The following is a 17,132-nucleotide window of genomic DNA, read 5'->3' as shown; positions in this document are numbered from 1 at the left end:
ATCGTAACGGGATACCAGATCAAGGGCCTGTCCAATGTGCATAAAAAAATCCGGAAACGAGTGAGCGTTTCCGGATTCTTACACAGCCACTGGATCGGTCAACTGATCCTTAACTGATCGGCATTACGCCCACGGGCGCCATTTTTCACTGTGGCAAGAATTACTTCTTGATGCGGATAACCGGGGTTTCACCCACAGTCACGCTACCGGACAGTTTGATCAGTTCTTTGATTTCGTCCATGTTGGAGATAACAACCGGAGTCAGGGTTGACTTAGCTTTCTCTTCCAGCAGCGGCAGATCGAATTCAATAACAGTATCGCCAACTTTTACGCGCTGACCTTCTTCAGCAATACGCTTGAAGCCTTCGCCTTTCAGTTCAACGGTGTCGATGCCGAAGTGGACGAACAACTCAACGCCGCTATCAGATTCGATAGAGAACGCGTGGTTGGTTTCAAAGATTTTACCAATGGTGCCGTCAACCGGAGCTACCATTTTGTTGCCAGTTGGTTTGATAGCAATACCATCACCAACGATTTTTTCCGCAAAAACGACATCCGGCACGTCTTCGATATTGACGATCTCGCCAGAGAGCGGAGCAATGATCTCAATAGTTCCGGTATCTTTTTTGTCATCAGAAACCAGAGATTTCAGTTTATCGAACAAACCCATGATCTTCTCCTAAGCAGTAAATTGGGCCGCATCTCGTGGATTAGCAGATTGTTTTTTCTTCAATGAACTTGTTAACCAGCGTCATTAACTCGTCCGTTGTCGGTTGAGCAAGAGCCTGCTCTGCTAACACCTTCGCATCTTCGAAGTTCGTGTTACGGATAATCTTCTTAATGCGCGGGATAGAAATGGCGCTCATAGAGAATTCGTCCAGACCCATCCCCAGCAACAGAAGTGTAGCACGTTCATCGCCAGCAAGCTCACCACACATGCCAGTCCATTTGCCTTCAGCATGAGAAGCATCAATAACTTGCTTGATCAAGTTCAGCACGGACGGTGACATTGGCTGGTAAAGGTGTGAAATCATATCATTACCACGGTCAACTGCCAGAGTGTACTGCGTTAAATCATTGGTGCCGATACTAAAGAAATCAACTTCTTTGGCTAAATGACGCGCAATTGTTGCGGCAGCCGGTGTTTCCACCATCACGCCAATTTCAATTGATTCGTCAAACGCTTTACCTTCGTCGCGCAGTTCCTGTTTGTAGATTTCAATCTCTTTGCGCAGTGCGCGTACTTCTTCAACAGAGATGATCATCGGGAACATGATGCGCAATTTGCCGAAAGCAGAGGCACGCAGGATAGCGCGGAGCTGATCGCGCAGAATCTCTTTACGATCCATCGCGATACGGATAGCACGCCAGCCGAGGAACGGGTTCTCTTCTTTCGGGAAGTTCATGTACGGCAGCTCTTTGTCGCCGCCAATGTCCATGGTACGAACAATAACCGCCTGCGAGCCACACGCTTCAGCCACAGCTTTGTAGGCCGCGAACTGTTCTTCTTCAGTCGGCAGCGCGTCGCGGTCCATGAACAGGAATTCGGTGCGATACAGACCAACGCCTTCAGCGCCATTACGTTCTGCACCTTCAACGTCACGAACAGTACCGATGTTAGCGCACACTTCTACCTGGTGACCGTCCAGCGTAATGGCTGGCAGATCTTTCAGCTTAGCAAGCTCTGCTTTTTCAGAAGCTACTTGCTCCTGAACAGCGCGCAATTTATCGATAACTTCGTTGGTTGGATTGACGTAAACCTGATTATTTACGGCATCCAGAATCAGATAGTCGTCATTTTTCACCTGAGAGGTGACGCTACCAGTACCCACAATGGCTGGCAGTTCCAGAGAGCGTGCCATGATTGAGGTGTGGGAAGTACGGCCACCCGCGTCGGTGATGAAACCCAGTACCTTCTTCAGGTTCAACTGTGCGGTTTCGGACGGCGTCAGGTCAGCGGCAACCAGAATGACTTCATCCTGAATCGCGCTCAGGTCGATAATCTTCAGACCCAGGATGTTGCGCAGCAGGCGCTTACCGATATCACGCACGTCAGCCGCACGTTCTTTCAGGTATTCATCATCCAGTTCTTCCAGGGCAGAAGCCTGACCTTCAATAACTTCATGAGCAGCAGCGTCAGCCGTCATGTGCTTATCTTTAATCAGGGCTATGATTTCCTGCTCCAGCTCCTCATCTTCGAGTAGCATGATATGCCCTTCAAAGATGGCTTCTTTTTCTTCACCGAACGTTTCACCAGCTTTCGTTTTGATCGTTTCAAGCTGGGCTGATGCCTTGGCACGACCGCTCAGAAAACGTTCAACTTCCTGATCAACCTGGTCGGCAGAAATTTTTTTCCGGTCAATGACGATTTCGTCTTCTTTCAGAAGCAGAGCTTTACCGAAAGCGATACCCGGGGATGCTAAAATGCCTGAAATCATAACCCTACCTTACTTGTGACTGATTTTTAAAAGAACCCGGGAAATTACTCGAGTTCCGCCATCAGTTTAACCAGATGTTCAACCGCTTTCTGTTCGTCTTCGCCTTCAGCGGAGATAGTCACAACGGTCCCTTGAGTCAGGCCCAGAGTCTGCAGTTTAAACAGGCTTTTTGCGCTGGCGCTTTTGCCGTTGGAAGTCACAGTAATTTCAGAAGTGAAGCCCTTAGCTTCTTTTACAAACTGGGCAGCAGGGCGGGTGTGCAGACCGTTCGGAGCGGTAATGGTAACTTCTTGCTGGAACATTGTATTTCCCCAACTTATAGGTTTAGTGTTGTGGAACTAAAGTCTAGCCTGGCGGTTTGACTTTAGCCTGTATTGTTAGCGCCAGTTTTAACAGACGCGACGCACGAAGTGTTCTATGCAGTCCATTGCTGGCGGATGTTGGCCGCTGACGTTTCGTTCATCATTAAACATTATGCCGCTAAAGGAAGAATTGAACCAAATCATAAAATCGATTCAGCTAAGGCTTTTCCTGTAACGATTAATTTCGCGCATCAAAATAATTAGTCAGGTTAAATACCAGTTCCGACAGGCTGAATCAATGCCAGGAGGGGCGAAAATTTGAAGTAGGCCACAAAAAAGCACCTAAAAAGGTGCTTTTTTACGCATTTCTAACAACCTGGCATTACTGTTGCAATTCTTTCTCGGTAAAGAGATCGGCAAATAATGCAGTGCTTAAATAACGTTCACCCGATGATGGCAGAATAACCACAATATTCTTATTGGTAAAGCTTTCATCTTCTTGCAGCTTCAATGCAGCGGCAACCGCCGCGCCAGAAGAGATCCCAGCAAGAATGCCTTCTTCTTCCATCAGACGACGTGCGGTAGAGATAGCTTCTTCATTGGTGATGCCAATAACTTTATCGACCAGTTTAAGATCAAGGTTAGCCGGGATAAAGCCAGCACCTATGCCCTGGATTTTATGCGGGCCGGGTTTGATTTCTTCACCTGCCAGCGCCTGGGCGATAACGGGAGAGTCGGTTGGCTCAACGGCGACAGAGATGAGATCAGTCTTGCCTTTGGTGCCTTTAATGTAGCGGCTGACGCCGGTCAGCGTACCGCCAGTACCGACACCAGCAATAAATACATCAACCTGACCATCGGTATCTTCCCAGATCTCCGGACCGGTGGTTTTTTCATGAATTTCTGGATTCGCCGGGTTGCTGAATTGTTGCAGCAGCAGATATTTTTCTGGGTTGCTGGCGACAATTTCTTCTGCTTTTTGAATTGCGCCTTTCATGCCTTTCGCGCCTTCGGTCAACACCAGGTTTGCGCCCAGAGCTTTCAGCAGTTTGCGGCGTTCAATACTCATGGTTTCTGGCATGGTCAGGGTGAGTTTGTAACCGCGAGCGGCAGCCACATAAGCCAGAGCAATACCTGTGTTGCCGCTGGTTGGTTCAACCAATTCAACGCCGGGTTTCAGCACGCCGCGTTTTTCGGCATCCCAAATCATATTGGCACCGATACGGCACTTAACGCTGAAGCTGGGGTTACGAGATTCCACCTTCGCCAGAATACGTCCGTTACCGATGCGATTCAGGCGAACCAGCGGTGTGTGACCGATAGTCAGCGAGTTATCTTCAAAAATCTTACTCATGGCCTGTCCTTAACTGTATGAAATTGGGATACAACAGGTAGCATACCCGCTCAGAGAATATGCGGAAGTAAGGATTTAGCATATCTATATGCAGAAGGGAAATAATGGCTTGCAAGATGGAATAAGGGTGGCATAAGCCACCCCTCTTCCATACAAAAAGTTTACAAAATAACCAGGAGACTGTTACTTCCACAATGCATGTTTAGCGCGATAACAATCGACCCACATTGCTGTCGCGCCACAGACGGCCACTGGCATGATGAACAGGTTGAGCACCGGGATCATCGTGAACAGGCTGGTTAATGCGCCAAACTGCATATTGGTGATTTTGCGCGTGCGCAGGGCAGTGCGCATCTCTTTGAACGGCACTTTGTGGTTGTCGAACGGATAGTCGCAGTACTGAATGGCTAACATCCAGGCACTGAACAGGAACCACAGTACTGGCGCGACGGTTTGCCCGATGCCCGGGATGAAGTAGAGGATCAGCAATACGATGGCGCGTGGCAGATACCAGGCAAATTTTTGCCATTCGCGTTTCATAATTCGCGGCACATCTTTCATGATGCCAAAGATGCCGGTATCCGGCGGCGTAGCGCCTGTCAGCCTGGCTTCCAACTGTTCAGCCAATAAACCGTTAAACGGTGCGGCAATCCAGTTCGCAATAGTTGAGAAAAAATAGCCAAAAACCAGTAGAACGGAGATAACCGCGACAGGCCACAGCAAATAGCTCAACCATTGCAGCCAGTCAGGCACGTGGCTCATTAATGATGGGATCCAGGCATCCAGTTGAGTAAAGAGCCACCAGAATGCACTTCCCATCAACAAAATATTGACCAACAGAGGTAAAATAACAAAACGCCGAATCCCGGGTTGCGAGACGAGCTTCCAGCCTTGCGCAAAATAGTAAAAACCGCTGCGTGGGGAAGATGTGAATGTTGAAATCATAATCAGGATATGCTCCTTTTGACCAATCCCAGGAAAATTCTGCGTATTTTACCGGGTAATTGCGCAATGGACAGTTAGGATATGTTCGAAAAAACAGCAAAAAGCACGATTTCATCTATCTTTGTGCTGTGAAAGTTAAGAGTGCACTTGCACTTGAGGTAATCGGCAAATACTCTTAGTGAGTAAATGTTTGCCGTGGTGGCAAGGTGTTAGAACAACAGAGAATATAATGATGCAGGATTTGCGTCTGATATTAATCATTGTTGGCGCGATCGCCATAATCGCTTTACTGGTACATGGTTTCTGGACCAGCCGTAAAGAACGATCTTCTATGTTCCGCGATCGGCCATTAAAACGAATGAAGTCAAAACGTGACGACGATTCTTATGACGAGGATGTCGAAGATGATGAGGGCGTTGGTGAGGTTCGTGTTCACCGCGTAAATCATGCCCCGGCTAACGCCCAGGAGCATGAGGCTGCTCGTCCGTCGCCGCAACACCAGTACCAACCGCCTTATGCGTCTGCGCAGCCGCGTCAACCGGTTCAGCAGCCGCCTGAAGCGCAGGTATCGCCGCAACATGCTCCGCATTCAGCGCATCCTGTTCAGCAACCACAGCCAGTACAGCAGCCGGCCTACCCGCCGCAGCCTGAACAGCCTGTTGCTTCGCAGGTACAGTCAGCTCCGCAGCCGACACAGCCAGCGCCACAACCGGCGCAGCAGGCTTTCCAGGCTGCGGAACCCGTAGCAGCACCGCAGCCTGAGCCTGTGGCTGAACCGGTGCCTGTCATGGATAAGCCGAAGCGCAAAGAAGCGGTGATCATTATGAACGTCGCAGCGCATCACGGTAACGAGCTGAATGGTGAACTGCTTCTTAACAGCATTCAGCAGGCGGGCTTTATCTTTGGCGATATGAATATTTACCATCGTCATCTTAGCCCGGACGGCAGTGGCCCGGCGTTATTCAGCCTGGCGAATATGGTGAAACCGGGAACATTTGATCCTGAAATGAAGGATTTCACTACACCGGGTGTCACTATCTTTATGCAGGTGCCGTCTTATGGTGATGAACTGCAAAACTTCAAGCTGATGCTGCAATCTGCGCAGCATATCGCTGATGAAGTGGGCGGCGTGGTGCTTGATGATCAGCGCCGTATGATGACTCCGCAGAAACTGCGCGAGTATCAGGACATCATCCGCGAAGTGAAAGACGCTAACGCCTGATACACTTAAATTAAATCAACTTCTCTTCGACCCCCCGCTTGTCGGGGGGTTTTTAGCATTGATGGTGCGATATGGAATCAATCGAACAACAACTGACAGAACTGCGAACGGTGCTTCGTCATCATGAATATCTTTATCATGTGATGGATGCGCCGGAAATTCCTGACGCTGAATACGATCGCCTGATGCGCGAACTGCGCGAGCTGGAAGCCAAACATCCAGAACTGATTACCCCTGATTCACCCACTCAACGTGTTGGTGCAGCACCGTTAGCGGCTTTCAGCCAGATCCGTCATGAAGTACCGATGCTGTCGCTGGATAACGTTTTTGATGAAGAGAGTTTTCTTGCTTTCAACAAACGCGTTCAGGATCGTCTGAAAAGTAACGAAAAAGTGACCTGGTGCTGTGAGCTGAAGCTCGATGGCCTTGCCGTCAGCATTCTGTATGAGAATGGCGTACTGGTGAGCGCAGCAACCCGTGGCGATGGCACTACCGGGGAAGACATCACATCTAACGTCCGTACTATTCGCGCCATTCCGCTGAAACTACACGGTGAGAATATCCCGGCGCGTCTGGAAGTGCGTGGTGAAGTGTTCCTGCCGCAGGCGGGCTTCGAAAAGATCAACGAAGATGCGCGACGCACGGGCGGAAAAGTGTTTGCTAACCCACGTAATGCGGCGGCAGGTTCATTGCGTCAGCTTGATCCGCGTATCACAGCCAAGCGGCCGCTCACTTTCTTCTGCTACGGCGTTGGCGTGCTGGAAGGCGGTGAGCTGCCAGATACTCATCTTGGTCGTTTACTGCAATTTAAAAAGTGGGGATTACCGGTCAGCGATCGCGTCACGTTATGCGAATCGGCGGAAGAGGTGCTGGCGTTCTACCATAAAGTAGAAGAAGACCGCCCGACGCTGGGCTTTGATATCGACGGCGTGGTAATTAAGGTCAACTCCCTGGCGCAGCAGGAACAGCTTGGCTTTGTTGCGCGCGCCCCTCGTTGGGCAGTGGCGTTTAAATTTCCGGCACAGGAGCAGATGACTTTTGTGCGTGACGTCGAGTTTCAGGTTGGGCGTACTGGCGCGATTACGCCTGTTGCACGTCTCGAACCTGTCCATGTCGCGGGTGTGCTGGTGAGCAACGCCACCCTACACAATGCCGATGAAATCGAACGTCTTGGCTTACGTATTGGCGATAAAGTGGTGATTCGCCGTGCTGGCGACGTGATCCCGCAAGTGGTTAACGTGGTGCTTTCTGAACGCCCGGAAGATACTCGTGAGGTAGTATTCCCGACGCATTGCCCGGTATGCGGTTCTGATGTGGAACGAGTGGAAGGCGAGGCTGTGGCTCGCTGTACTGGTGGTTTGATTTGTGCCGCCCAGCGTAAAGAGTCGCTGAAACACTTTGTTTCCCGTCGCGCGATGGACGTTGACGGTATGGGAGACAAAATCATCGACCAGTTGGTTGAAAAAGAATATGTCCATACGCCTGCGGATCTGTTCAAGTTAACGGCGGGTAAGCTCACCGGGCTGGAGAGAATGGGGCCGAAATCGGCGCAAAACGTGGTTAACGCACTGGAAAAAGCGAAAGAAACCACCTTTGCCCGCTTCCTTTATGCGCTTGGCATCCGCGAAGTCGGTGAGGCAACGGCATCAGGTCTGGCGGCATATTTCGGCACGCTGGAAGCGCTGGAAGCGGCTTCGATTGAAGAGCTGCAAAAAGTGCCCGATGTTGGAATTGTCGTCGCATCTCATGTGCACAACTTCTTTGCCGAAGAAAGTAACCGTAATGTCATCAGTGAACTGCTGGCGGAAGGCGTTCACTGGCCTGCGCCGGTAGTCATCAACGCGGAAGAGATCGACAGCCCGTTTGCTGGTAAAACGGTGGTGCTCACGGGTAGCTTAAGTCAGATGTCGCGTGATGACGCTAAAGCTCGCCTGGTCGAACTGGGCGCGAAAGTGGCGGGCAGCGTGTCGAAGAAAACCGACCTGGTGATTGCCGGAGAAGCCGCAGGTTCTAAACTGGCGAAAGCGCAGGAACTGGGCATTGAAGTGATCGACGAAGCTGAAATGCTGCGTTTGCTGGGCAACTGAGATGGAAAAAGAGCAGTTGATTGAAATAGCCAATACGATAATGCCGTTTGGCAAGTACAAAGGGCGTCGCTTAATTGACCTGCCGGAGGAGTATCTGCTGTGGTTTGCCCGCAAAGATGAATTTCCGGCAGGGAAACTCGGTGAGCTAATGCAAATCACGCTGCTGATTAAAACGGAGGGGCTGACGCAACTGGTCCAGCCCCTGAAGCGCCCGCTTTAAACCTTTCCGTGGCTTTCCTGCTGCGACTGTAACTGCCCGGTCTGGCGCTTGTAACGACGCGCCAGTACCGCGCAAACCATCAGTTGGATCTGATGGAAAATCATCAATGGCAGCACCATCATACCGATCACCGATGTCGGGAACAGAATGTTTGCCATTGGGATACCATTCGCCAGACTCTTTTTCGAGCCACAGAAGACGATAGTGATTTCATCCGCCTTATTGAAACCCAGTCGGCGCGCCATAAAGACGTTAATCACAATCACAATAGCCAACAGCACGCAACTAACCACCACAATAAACAATAGCGATCCCCAGCCGACTTTATGCCAGATACCGTTAACGACTGCTTCGCTAAATGCCGTATAAACCACCAACAGAATGGATGTTTGATCGGTTTTCGCAATCCACTTTTTATTGCGCGCCACCCAGTTACCAATCCACGGGCGGGAAAGATGCCCCAACACAAACGGCAGCAACAGTTGCAGCATAATCTTACCGACCTGCTCGAGGCTACCCTCTGCACCGTGAACATTCATCACCACACCAACCAGCAACGGCGAAAGGAAAATCCCCAGCAGACTGGATGCTGACGCAGAGCAAACTGCAGCCGCGACATTACCACCCGCCATTGAGGTAAAGGCAATTGCGGACTGCACGGTAGCCGGAAGAATGCACAGATAGAGAAAACCGGAGTAGAGCATCGGGTCGACATTTACCGGTTTCCACCAGGCAAACAGCACGCCCAGAATTGGGAACAGCACGAAGGTGCTGCACATTACCCACAAATGTAGCCGCCAGTGACTACCGCCAGCGATAATCGCTTCACGCGACAATTTTGCGCCGTGCATAAAGAACAGCAGGGCAATAGCTGCCGTAGTCAGATTTTCAAAGAACGGGACGAAATCGCCTCTGGCCGGGAAGAAGGAAGCCAGTAATACCACTGTGATCAGGGTTAAGGTGAAAGGATCGAGGATACGAAAAAGTTTCATAAAGACTCCAGATGATCGATGGTTCTATTGTGCTTCTTCCAGTTTGAGAAATAAAATTGATTTATTGCATCCATTTATGAAGAAAATAGATGAATTATTCTTTAAAACAATTAAAGGTTTTCGTCACAGTAGCGCAGGAGAAAAGTTTTAGTCGCGCAGGAGAGCGTATTGGCCTGAGCCAGTCGGCAGTGAGTCACAGTGTGAAGGAGCTGGAAAACCATACGGGTGTTCGCCTGCTGGACAGAACCACGCGTGAAGTGGTGCTTACAGATGCAGGGCTGCAGTTGGCTTTGCGTCTTGAGCGACTGCTGGATGAACTAAACAGCACGTTGCGCGATACCGGGCGTATGGGGCAACAACTGAGCGGAAAAGTTCGGGTCGCTGCCAGCCAGACCATTTCCGCGCATCTTATTCCGCAATGCATTGCTGAAAGCCATCGCCGCTATCCAGATATTCAGTTTGTCCTGCACGATCGTCCGCAGCAGTGGGTGATGGAAAGTATTCGCCAGGGAGATGTCGATTTTGGCATCGTCATCGATCCAGGCCCAGTGGGCGATCTGCAATGTGAAGCGATTCTTTCCGAGCCTTTCTTCTTGCTTTGCCATCGCGATAGCTCTCTGGCCGCGGAAGATTATGTACCCTGGCAGGCATTACAGGGAGCGAAACTGGTGTTGCAGGATTACGCGTCAGGCAGCCGACCGCTGATTGATGCAGCGCTGGCGCGCAACGGTATTCAGGCGAATATTGTGCAGGAGATTGGTCATCCGGCGACGTTGTTCCCGATGGTAGCCGCAGGCATCGGCATCAGTATTCTTCCCGCACTGGCGCTGCCATTACCTGAAGGTAGCCCACTGGTGGTAAAGCGTATTACGCCGGTGGTGGAACGCCAGTTGATGTTGGTGCGCAGGAAGAACCGTTCACTTTCCACTGCCGCTGAAGCGTTATGGGATGTGGTACGAGACCAGGGTCATGCGCTAATGGCTGAGCGGGAAGGGGATCCGTTGTATCAGATATAGAATGAATTCATACTGCCGGGAGCCCCGGCAGTAATTAATCAGAAGTTAAATTTGATGGAGTAGATTATCGCATCCTGGTAAAAATCTTCGCCCAGTTTGTCATCCGCATATCGATACTGAATCCCCGTAGTGATGTGTGATGTTGCATTCCACCACAGTGCAACTGCGCCGTTCAGCCCTTCTTTACCGCCATTACCCGTCGCATAGGTAGCGTCACGGTCAAACTCGTACTCGTTCCAGTTGGTGAGAGTGAATTTCTCACTGCCCAGCATAAAGTTGTAACCTGCAACCCAGCCGGCTACATAGCCGTTGTTGCCAGTGTAATAGGTTTGATCTGTATAACGCTTAGCAAAGAACGGTTTGAACCACCAACCGCTGCCGGTGAAATTGTAGCCGACACCGTACAGGAACATATCGTCGTGGAAATTCACGCGATTTGCAGATCCGTAGGTACCATACGCGTGCAGGTAAAGATTAAATCCGGTGTCACCCAGGTAAATACGGTTGGTATTTTTAAAGGTATAACGCTGCTCGCTACCTGGTTTATTATGGCGACCGTTATAGAAGTTTTCCCAGTCGAAGAACCCGTACATTTCTCCCCAATTAAAGTTAGCGCCACCTTCAATTTCAAGATAACCAAAATCATCTTTGTGTGATTTTGTTGACGATTTTTCGGTAGTCCGACTGGTCCAGTCCAGATAATGCACGCCGATATCTGCAAAACCGCCTTTAAATTCTGCATGAGATATAACAGGTATCGCTAATATAGAGGATAGAGTCAGAGTTAAAAGATGTTTTTTCATAGCATAAATCCCTATGCTGATCGTTATTAGTAGATTGCTTAATAAAGTGGTTTGTTAAAAACGATATATTGTTAATGCAAAGGAATTAATATCGCCAATACAGTTTTTACCATTGATTAATAGAGAAAAGATATAAATCCATCGATATCGAATCGCTATTGAATGCGTGAGAAAAGTGTATTGGTAAGAGCCGGGACAACCTCGCTATAAAAAGGCGTTAGATTCCACCCTACAGAAAAAGGATATATATGTCTCAGGTTCAATTTTCTCATAACTCGCTGTTTTGCGTAGATATTATCAAGACTTATAAACCTAATTTCACGCCACGAGTGGCCTTTATTTTAGGTTCCGGGCTGGGCGCGCTGGCCGATCAGATTGAGAACGCTGTCGCAATTTCCTACGAAAAGCTGCCAGGTTTCCCGGTAAGTACGGTACATGGTCATGCGGGGGAGTTAGTGCTGGGCCATCTCCAGGGCGTACCGGTGGTATGTATGAAAGGTCGCGGACATTTCTACGAGGGTCGTGGAATGACCATCATGACTGACGCAATTCGTACCTTTAAGCTGCTGGGCTGCGAGCTACTGTTCTGCACCAATGCGGCAGGCTCACTGCGTCCGGAAGTGGGGGCAGGCAGCCTGGTCGCATTGAAAGATCATATCAACACCATGCCAGGTACGCCGATGGTGGGTCTTAACGATGATCGTTTTGGAGAGCGTTTCTTCTCACTGGCAAATGCCTACGATGCGGAATACCGTGCACTGTTACAAAAAGTGGCGAAAGAAGAGGGATTCCCTCTGACGGAGGGCGTGTTCGTCTCGTATCCGGGGCCGAATTTCGAGACTGCGGCGGAAATTCGCATGATGCAAATTATTGGTGGGGATGTTGTTGGTATGTCTGTGGTGCCTGAGGTTATTTCAGCTCGCCATTGCGACCTTAAAGTAGTTGCGGTCTCTGCGATTACCAATATGGCGGAAGGTTTAAGCGATGTGAAATTGTCACATGCCCAAACGCTGGCGGCTGCGGAGCTCTCTAAGCAGAACTTCATCAACCTTATTTGCGGCTTTCTGCGCAAAATTGCCTGAGAAAAACAATAAGAAACGGCCTCGCGGGTGAGGCCATATGATGCGACAAGGAAACGATTATGAGCATCGCTATGCGCTTAAAGGTAATGTCCTTTTTGCAATATTTTATCTGGGGGAGCTGGTTGGTTACCCTTGGATCTTACATGATTAATACCCTTCATTTCACCGGCGCGAACGTCGGTATGGTCTATGGCTCCAAAGGTATCGCCGCGATCATTATGCCCGGTATTATGGGGATCATCGCGGACAAATGGCTGCGCGCTGAACGTGCATATATGCTGTGTCATCTGGTGTGCGCTGGTGTACTTTTTTATGCGGCGTCGGTGAGTGATCCGGATACGATGTTTTGGGTGATGTTAATTAATGCGATGGCATTTATGCCGACTATCGCATTATCGAACAGCGTCTCGTATTCCTGTCTTGCTCAGGCAGGGCTTGACCCCGTATCTGCTTTCCCGCCCATTCGCGTTTTTGGTACGGTAGGATTTATTGTCGCGATGTGGGCGGTCAGCTTACTGCATCTGGAATTGAGCAGCCTGCAGTTGTATGTTGCGTCTGGTGCGTCATTGCTGCTGTCGGCTTATGCGCTGACTTTGCCTAAGATTCCGGTTGCGGAGAAAAAATCGACCACGTCGCTTGCCAGCAAGCTGGGTCTGGATGCTTTCGTGCTGTTTAAAAATCCACGCATGGCCATCTTTTTCCTCTTTGCCATGATGCTGGGTGCGGTACTGCAAATTACCAACGTTTTTGGTAATCCATTCCTGCATGATTTCGCCCGTAACCCTGAGTTTGCTGATAGCTTCGTGGTGAAATATCCCTCCATTTTACTGTCAGTTTCACAGATGGCTGAAGTCGGTTTCATTTTGACGATTCCGTTCTTTTTGAAGCGTTTTGGCATCAAAACCGTCATGCTGATGAGTATGGTGGCCTGGACGCTGCGCTTTGGCTTCTTCGCCTATGGAGATCCGTCACCAACCGGCTTTATTTTGCTGCTGCTGTCGATGATTGTTTACGGCTGTGCATTTGATTTCTTCAATATTTCTGGTTCGGTATTTGTCGAACAGGAAGTTGATTCCAGCATCCGTGCCAGCGCGCAGGGGCTCTTTATGACCATGGTAAATGGTGTCGGCGCATGGGTTGGCTCGATTCTGAGTGGTATGGCAGTGGATTACTTCTCGGTAGATGGCGTAAAAGACTGGCAAACTATCTGGCTGGTGTTTGCAGGATATGCTCTTTTTCTCGCAGTGATATTTTTCTTTGGGTTTAAATATAATCATGACCCTGAAAAGATAAAGCATCAAGCGGTGAGTCATTAAAAGGATTCGCAGCTCTGCTCTTCAGAGCTGCTTTTATGATAAAGGTTAATTAGTGAAAGATATTTTATTTTCTTCCGGCGTTGGTTTTGGTATTGGTGCTTTATTTACAATCGTGCGCTTGCCTATTCCTGTACCAAATGTATTACCGGGTATATTATCCATTGTGTTTATGTATGTCGGATATCTGGTGGTGAAATACTTTATGCCATGATAATTTAATACGATGTATTTATTATATGGAGCACTTAATTATGGAACGCGTATACAGAACAGATCTTAAGTTGCTCCGTTATTTTCTTGCCGTAGCGGAAGAGTTGCATTTTGGCCGCGCAGCAGCACGTTTAAATATGTCTCAGCCTCCGCTCAGTATTCATATTAAAGAGCTGGAAAATCAACTCGGCACGCAGCTTTTTATTCGCCATTCGCGCAGCGTCGTACTGACACACGCGGGCAAAATCTTGATGGAAGAATCGCGTCGATTGCTGGTGAATGCAAATAATGTATTGGCTCGGGTTGAACAAATAGGTCGGGGAGAAGCAGGGCGGATTGAACTCGGCGTAGTGGGAACGGCAATGTGGGGACGGATGCGCCCGGTTATGCGGCGATTCCTCAGGGAAAATCCTAACGTTGAAGTTCTTTTTCGCGAAAAGATGCCCGCGATGCAAATGGCCCTGCTGGAACGACGTGAACTCGATGCCGGGATCTGGCGAATGGCGACAGAACCACCGGCAGGTTTTACCAGCTTACGGTTGCATGAATCGGCGTTTCTGGTGGCGATGCCTGAAGAGCATCATCTCTCATCATTTTCTACCGTCCCACTGGAGGCGCTACGTGACGAGTATTTTGTTACAATGCCGCCTGTGTACACTGACTGGGATTTTTTGCAGCGAGTTTGCCAGCAGGTGGGATTTTCACCGGTTGTTATTCGTGAAGTTAATGAACCGCAAACGGTACTCGCCATGGTCAGTATGGGTATTGGTATCACATTGATAGCGGACAGCTACGCACAAATGAACTGGCCAGGTGTCATTTTCCGTCCGCTCAAAGAGCGCATCCCTGCGGATTTATATATTGTTTATGAAACACAGCAGGTGACGCCTGCGATGGTTAAGCTGTTGGCAGCATTGACACAGTAGGTGAGGGGACAGGAATTGCCGGAAATAGTAGGTGTGATAAGTGAAGCGCATCAGGCAATTTCGCAAATCACAGATAGCAAAAAAGCGCCTTTAGGGCGCTTTTTTACATTGGTGGGTCGTGCAGGATTCGAACCTGCGACCAATTGATTAAAAGTCAACTGCTCTACCAACTGAGCTAACGACCCGAAGTGGTGGGTGATGACGGGATCGAACCGCCGACCCCCTCCTTGTAAGGGAGGTGCTCTCCCAGCTGAGCTAATCACCCACTTCGGTACTTCACATTTTTACAAGAAATTTAGCTGACGAGAAAGTGGTGGGTGATGACGGGTTCGAACCGCCGACCCCCTCCTTGTAAGGGAGGTGCTCTCCCAGCTGAGCTAATCACCCATTTCTCAATTTCTTGCTACACGGCAGAGACTACATAAAGTAGTTGGTGGGTGATGACGGGATCGAACCGCCGACCCCCTCCTTGTAAGGGAGGTGCTCTCCCAGCTGAGCTAATCACCCCCGCTGTGTGGAGTCGCATTATAGGGAGAGTTCAAAATGAGTCAACGCCTTTTCCAAAGAAATTGTTCGTTCGTCGTAAATTTAAGCAGGATGATCGCAAAACAGACCGTGTTGCGCAATTTCTCACCGAAAACAATAATGCATCATGTAGCAACCCGAACTACATTGAGGAATCAGGCTGGAGTGATAGAATATCGCCCACTCAATTTTTCCAGGATTTGCCGGTTGTCGGCATCTTTCTAAACGTAAGGCCATTTCATGAAAATCAAAACTCGCTTCGCGCCAAGCCCAACAGGCTATCTGCACGTTGGCGGCGCGCGTACTGCTCTTTACTCCTGGCTTTTTGCACGTAACCACGGTGGTGAGTTTGTGCTGCGTATTGAAGACACCGATCTTGAGCGTTCCACGCCGGAAGCTATCGAAGCCATTATGGATGGCATGAACTGGCTGAGTCTGGAGTGGGATGAAGGTCCGTACTTCCAGACCAAACGTTTTGATCGCTATAACGCGGTTATCGATCAGATGCTGGAAGAGGGGACGGCCTATAAATGCTACTGCTCTAAAGAGCGTCTGGAAGCACTGCGTGAAGAGCAGATGGCAAAAGGCGAGAAGCCGCGTTATGACGGTCGCTGCCGCCACAGTCATGAACATCATGCTGATGATGAACCGTGCGTCGTGCGTTTTGCTAATCCGCAGGAAGGTTCCGTTGTTTTTGACGATCAGATCCGTGGTCCGATCGAGTTCAGTAACCAGGAGCTGGATGATCTGATTATCCGCCGTACCGATGGTTCTCCGACCTATAACTTCTGTGTGGTTGTTGATGACTGGGATATGGAAATCACCCACGTAATCCGTGGTGAAGACCATATCAACAATACACCGCGTCAGATCAACATTCTGAAAGCCCTGAAAGCGCCAGTACCTGTTTACGCGCACGTTTCTATGATCAACGGTGATGACGGTAAAAAACTGTCCAAACGCCACGGTGCGGTCAGCGTAATGCAGTATCGCGACGATGGTTACCTGCCAGAAGCGTTGCTGAACTATCTGGTACGTCTGGGCTGGTCCCACGGCGATCAGGAAATCTTCACCCGTGAAGAAATGATCAAATACTTCACCCTGAACGCGGTTAGCAAATCTGCCAGTGCGTTTAACACAGACAAACTGCTGTGGCTAAACCATCATTACATTAACGCGTTGCCGCCGGAGTATGTCGCTACTCATTTACAGTGGCATATCGAGCAGGAAAATATTGATACCCGCAACGGCCCGCAACTGGCGGAACTGGTGAAACTGCTGGGTGAACGCTGCAAAACCCTGAAAGAGATGGCACAAAGTTGCCATTATTTCTACGAAGATTTTGCCGAGTTTGATGCTGATGCAGCGAAAAAACATCTGCGCCCGGTCGCTCGCCAGCCGCTGGAAGTGGTACGTGACAAACTGTCTGCAATTACTGACTGGACGGCTGAAAATGTTCACCACGCTATTCAGGCAACAGCGGATGAGCTGGAAGTGGGTATGGGAAAAGTCGGTATGCCGCTGCGCGTAGCTGTTACCGGTGCGGGCCAGTCTCCGGCGCTGGATGTTACGGTTCACGCAATTGGCAAAGCACGCAGCATTGAGCGCATCAATAAAGCGCTGGCATTTATTGCTGAACGCGAAAACCAGCAGTAATTAATACTTAAAAGATAAACGGCAGGAGATAATATCCT

The 17,132-nt window shown here is 49.6% G+C and carries 16 protein-coding genes and 4 tRNA genes; 9 read left to right on the top strand and 11 right to left on the bottom strand.

The window, feature by feature from the left end:
* Nucleotides 1-160: 160 nt before the first annotated feature.
* The 5 genes from crr to cysZ form a co-directional block, all read right to left on the bottom strand.
* Complete coding sequence (gene crr / locus C7B16_RS08585; RefSeq protein ID WP_000522247.1) at nucleotides 161-670, bottom strand: PTS glucose transporter subunit IIA; 510 nt, start codon at nucleotides 668-670, stop codon at nucleotides 161-163.
* A gap of 40 nt (nucleotides 671-710) precedes the next feature.
* Nucleotides 711-2,438, bottom strand: coding sequence for a phosphoenolpyruvate-protein phosphotransferase PtsI (ptsI, locus tag C7B16_RS08580; protein ID WP_000623129.1), 1,728 nt, complete (start codon nucleotides 2,436-2,438; stop codon nucleotides 711-713).
* A gap of 44 nt (nucleotides 2,439-2,482) precedes the next feature.
* Nucleotides 2,483-2,740 (bottom strand): phosphocarrier protein Hpr, encoded by a 258-nt coding sequence (gene ptsH, locus C7B16_RS08575; protein ID WP_000487600.1) that lies wholly within the window; start codon nucleotides 2,738-2,740, stop codon nucleotides 2,483-2,485.
* Between the two features lie 382 nt (nucleotides 2,741-3,122).
* The gene (gene cysK / locus C7B16_RS08570; protein WP_000034402.1) at nucleotides 3,123-4,094 is read right to left on the bottom strand and encodes a cysteine synthase A; all 972 of its coding nucleotides are present in this window, start codon (nucleotides 4,092-4,094) and stop codon (nucleotides 3,123-3,125) included.
* A 183-nt stretch (nucleotides 4,095-4,277) separates the two neighbouring features.
* A complete protein-coding gene (gene cysZ, locus C7B16_RS08560; protein ID WP_000626012.1) occupies nucleotides 4,278-5,039 on the bottom strand; it encodes a sulfate transporter CysZ in 762 nt (253 codons plus the stop codon).
* Nucleotides 5,040-5,268: 229 nt separating this feature from the next.
* Between cysZ and zipA the strand changes: the two genes are divergently transcribed.
* From zipA to C7B16_RS08545, 3 genes are all read left to right on the top strand, one after another.
* The gene (gene zipA, locus C7B16_RS08555; RefSeq protein WP_001516826.1) at nucleotides 5,269-6,261 is read left to right on the top strand and encodes a cell division protein ZipA; all 993 of its coding nucleotides are present in this window, start codon (nucleotides 5,269-5,271) and stop codon (nucleotides 6,259-6,261) included.
* A 71-nt stretch (nucleotides 6,262-6,332) separates the two neighbouring features.
* Entirely contained in the window at nucleotides 6,333-8,348 is a 2,016-nt protein-coding gene (gene ligA, locus C7B16_RS08550) for an NAD-dependent DNA ligase LigA (RefSeq protein WP_000443718.1), read from the top strand.
* Nucleotide 8,349: 1 nt separating this feature from the next.
* A complete protein-coding gene (locus C7B16_RS08545; protein WP_000410201.1) occupies nucleotides 8,350-8,568 on the top strand; it encodes a DUF3820 family protein in 219 nt (72 codons plus the stop codon).
* On the opposite strand, the gene C7B16_RS08540 is transcribed toward C7B16_RS08545, so the two are convergent.
* Nucleotides 8,565-9,560 carry a bile acid:sodium symporter family protein gene (locus C7B16_RS08540; protein WP_000765619.1) on the bottom strand — a complete coding sequence of 332 codons (996 nt, stop codon included), beginning with the start codon at nucleotides 9,558-9,560 and terminating at the stop codon, nucleotides 8,565-8,567. The two genes, C7B16_RS08545 and C7B16_RS08540, sit on opposite strands and share 4 nt — an antisense overlap.
* A gap of 89 nt (nucleotides 9,561-9,649) precedes the next feature.
* Between C7B16_RS08540 and C7B16_RS08535 the strand changes: the two genes are divergently transcribed.
* On the top strand, nucleotides 9,650-10,576 hold the full coding sequence (locus tag C7B16_RS08535; protein WP_016249038.1) for a LysR family transcriptional regulator: 927 nt from the start codon (nucleotides 9,650-9,652) through the stop codon (nucleotides 10,574-10,576).
* 38 nt (nucleotides 10,577-10,614) lie between these two features.
* On the opposite strand, the gene C7B16_RS08530 is transcribed toward C7B16_RS08535, so the two are convergent.
* Nucleotides 10,615-11,379 (bottom strand): outer membrane protein OmpK, encoded by a 765-nt coding sequence (locus tag C7B16_RS08530; protein ID WP_000716416.1) that lies wholly within the window; start codon nucleotides 11,377-11,379, stop codon nucleotides 10,615-10,617.
* Nucleotides 11,380-11,627: 248 nt separating this feature from the next.
* Here C7B16_RS08530 and xapA point away from each other — a divergent pair, with 248 nt between their 5' ends.
* From xapA to xapR, 4 genes are read left to right on the top strand one after another with little or no spacing between them, the layout of a single operon-like run.
* Nucleotides 11,628-12,461, top strand: coding sequence for a xanthosine phosphorylase (gene xapA / locus C7B16_RS08525; RefSeq protein ID WP_000084579.1), 834 nt, complete (start codon nucleotides 11,628-11,630; stop codon nucleotides 12,459-12,461).
* A 59-nt stretch (nucleotides 12,462-12,520) separates the two neighbouring features.
* Complete coding sequence (gene xapB, locus C7B16_RS08520; RefSeq protein WP_107179575.1) at nucleotides 12,521-13,777, top strand: xanthosine/proton symporter XapB; 1,257 nt, start codon at nucleotides 12,521-12,523, stop codon at nucleotides 13,775-13,777.
* A 52-nt stretch (nucleotides 13,778-13,829) separates the two neighbouring features.
* On the top strand, nucleotides 13,830-13,988 hold the full coding sequence (locus tag C7B16_RS08515; RefSeq protein ID WP_000651752.1) for a DUF1427 family protein: 159 nt from the start codon (nucleotides 13,830-13,832) through the stop codon (nucleotides 13,986-13,988).
* A gap of 40 nt (nucleotides 13,989-14,028) precedes the next feature.
* Nucleotides 14,029-14,913 (top strand): DNA-binding transcriptional regulator XapR, encoded by an 885-nt coding sequence (gene xapR, locus C7B16_RS08510; protein WP_001516822.1) that lies wholly within the window; start codon nucleotides 14,029-14,031, stop codon nucleotides 14,911-14,913.
* A 109-nt stretch (nucleotides 14,914-15,022) separates the two neighbouring features.
* On the opposite strand, the gene C7B16_RS08505 is transcribed toward xapR, so the two are convergent.
* The 4 genes from C7B16_RS08505 to C7B16_RS08490 form a co-directional block, all read right to left on the bottom strand.
* Nucleotides 15,023-15,098, bottom strand: a tRNA-Lys gene (locus tag C7B16_RS08505).
* Nucleotides 15,099-15,102: 4 nt separating this feature from the next.
* Nucleotides 15,103-15,178, bottom strand: a tRNA-Val gene (locus C7B16_RS08500).
* 46 nt (nucleotides 15,179-15,224) lie between these two features.
* Nucleotides 15,225-15,300 (bottom strand) — tRNA-Val (locus tag C7B16_RS08495).
* 44 nt (nucleotides 15,301-15,344) lie between these two features.
* Nucleotides 15,345-15,420: transfer RNA gene (locus C7B16_RS08490), tRNA-Val, on the bottom strand.
* A gap of 258 nt (nucleotides 15,421-15,678) precedes the next feature.
* On the opposite strand from C7B16_RS08490, the gene gltX reads away from it, so the two are divergent.
* Complete coding sequence (gene gltX, locus C7B16_RS08485; RefSeq protein WP_107179574.1) at nucleotides 15,679-17,094, top strand: glutamate--tRNA ligase; 1,416 nt, start codon at nucleotides 15,679-15,681, stop codon at nucleotides 17,092-17,094.
* Nucleotides 17,095-17,132 lie beyond the last annotated feature (38 nt).

Source organism: Escherichia sp. 20412-1, assembly GCF_003027595.1.
Lineage (GTDB): Bacteria > Pseudomonadota > Gammaproteobacteria > Enterobacterales > Enterobacteriaceae > Escherichia > Escherichia marmotae.
Note: the sequence above shows the minus strand (reverse complement) of the source record. Positions and strands in the feature narration are given on the sequence as shown.

Coding starts and splice junctions, on each gene's coding strand:
- ptsI (WP_000623129.1), bottom strand. CDS start 2,438: ATGATTTCAGGCATTTTAGCATCCCCGGGTATCGCTTTCGGTAAAGCT.
- xapA (WP_000084579.1), top strand. CDS start 11,628: ATGTCTCAGGTTCAATTTTCTCATAACTCGCTGTTTTGCGTAGATATT.
- gltX (WP_107179574.1), top strand. CDS start 15,679: ATGAAAATCAAAACTCGCTTCGCGCCAAGCCCAACAGGCTATCTGCAC.
- C7B16_RS08530 (WP_000716416.1), bottom strand. CDS start 11,379: ATGAAAAAACATCTTTTAACTCTGACTCTATCCTCTATATTAGCGATA.
- C7B16_RS08540 (WP_000765619.1), bottom strand. CDS start 9,560: ATGAAACTTTTTCGTATCCTCGATCCTTTCACCTTAACCCTGATCACA.
- ptsH (WP_000487600.1), bottom strand. CDS start 2,740: ATGTTCCAGCAAGAAGTTACCATTACCGCTCCGAACGGTCTGCACACC.
- C7B16_RS08545 (WP_000410201.1), top strand. CDS start 8,350: ATGGAAAAAGAGCAGTTGATTGAAATAGCCAATACGATAATGCCGTTT.
- xapB (WP_107179575.1), top strand. CDS start 12,521: ATGAGCATCGCTATGCGCTTAAAGGTAATGTCCTTTTTGCAATATTTT.
- zipA (WP_001516826.1), top strand. CDS start 5,269: ATGATGCAGGATTTGCGTCTGATATTAATCATTGTTGGCGCGATCGCC.
- cysK (WP_000034402.1), bottom strand. CDS start 4,094: ATGAGTAAGATTTTTGAAGATAACTCGCTGACTATCGGTCACACACCG.
- C7B16_RS08535 (WP_016249038.1), top strand. CDS start 9,650: ATGAATTATTCTTTAAAACAATTAAAGGTTTTCGTCACAGTAGCGCAG.
- crr (WP_000522247.1), bottom strand. CDS start 670: ATGGGTTTGTTCGATAAACTGAAATCTCTGGTTTCTGATGACAAAAAA.
- xapR (WP_001516822.1), top strand. CDS start 14,029: ATGGAACGCGTATACAGAACAGATCTTAAGTTGCTCCGTTATTTTCTT.
- cysZ (WP_000626012.1), bottom strand. CDS start 5,039: ATGATTTCAACATTCACATCTTCCCCACGCAGCGGTTTTTACTATTTT.
- ligA (WP_000443718.1), top strand. CDS start 6,333: ATGGAATCAATCGAACAACAACTGACAGAACTGCGAACGGTGCTTCGT.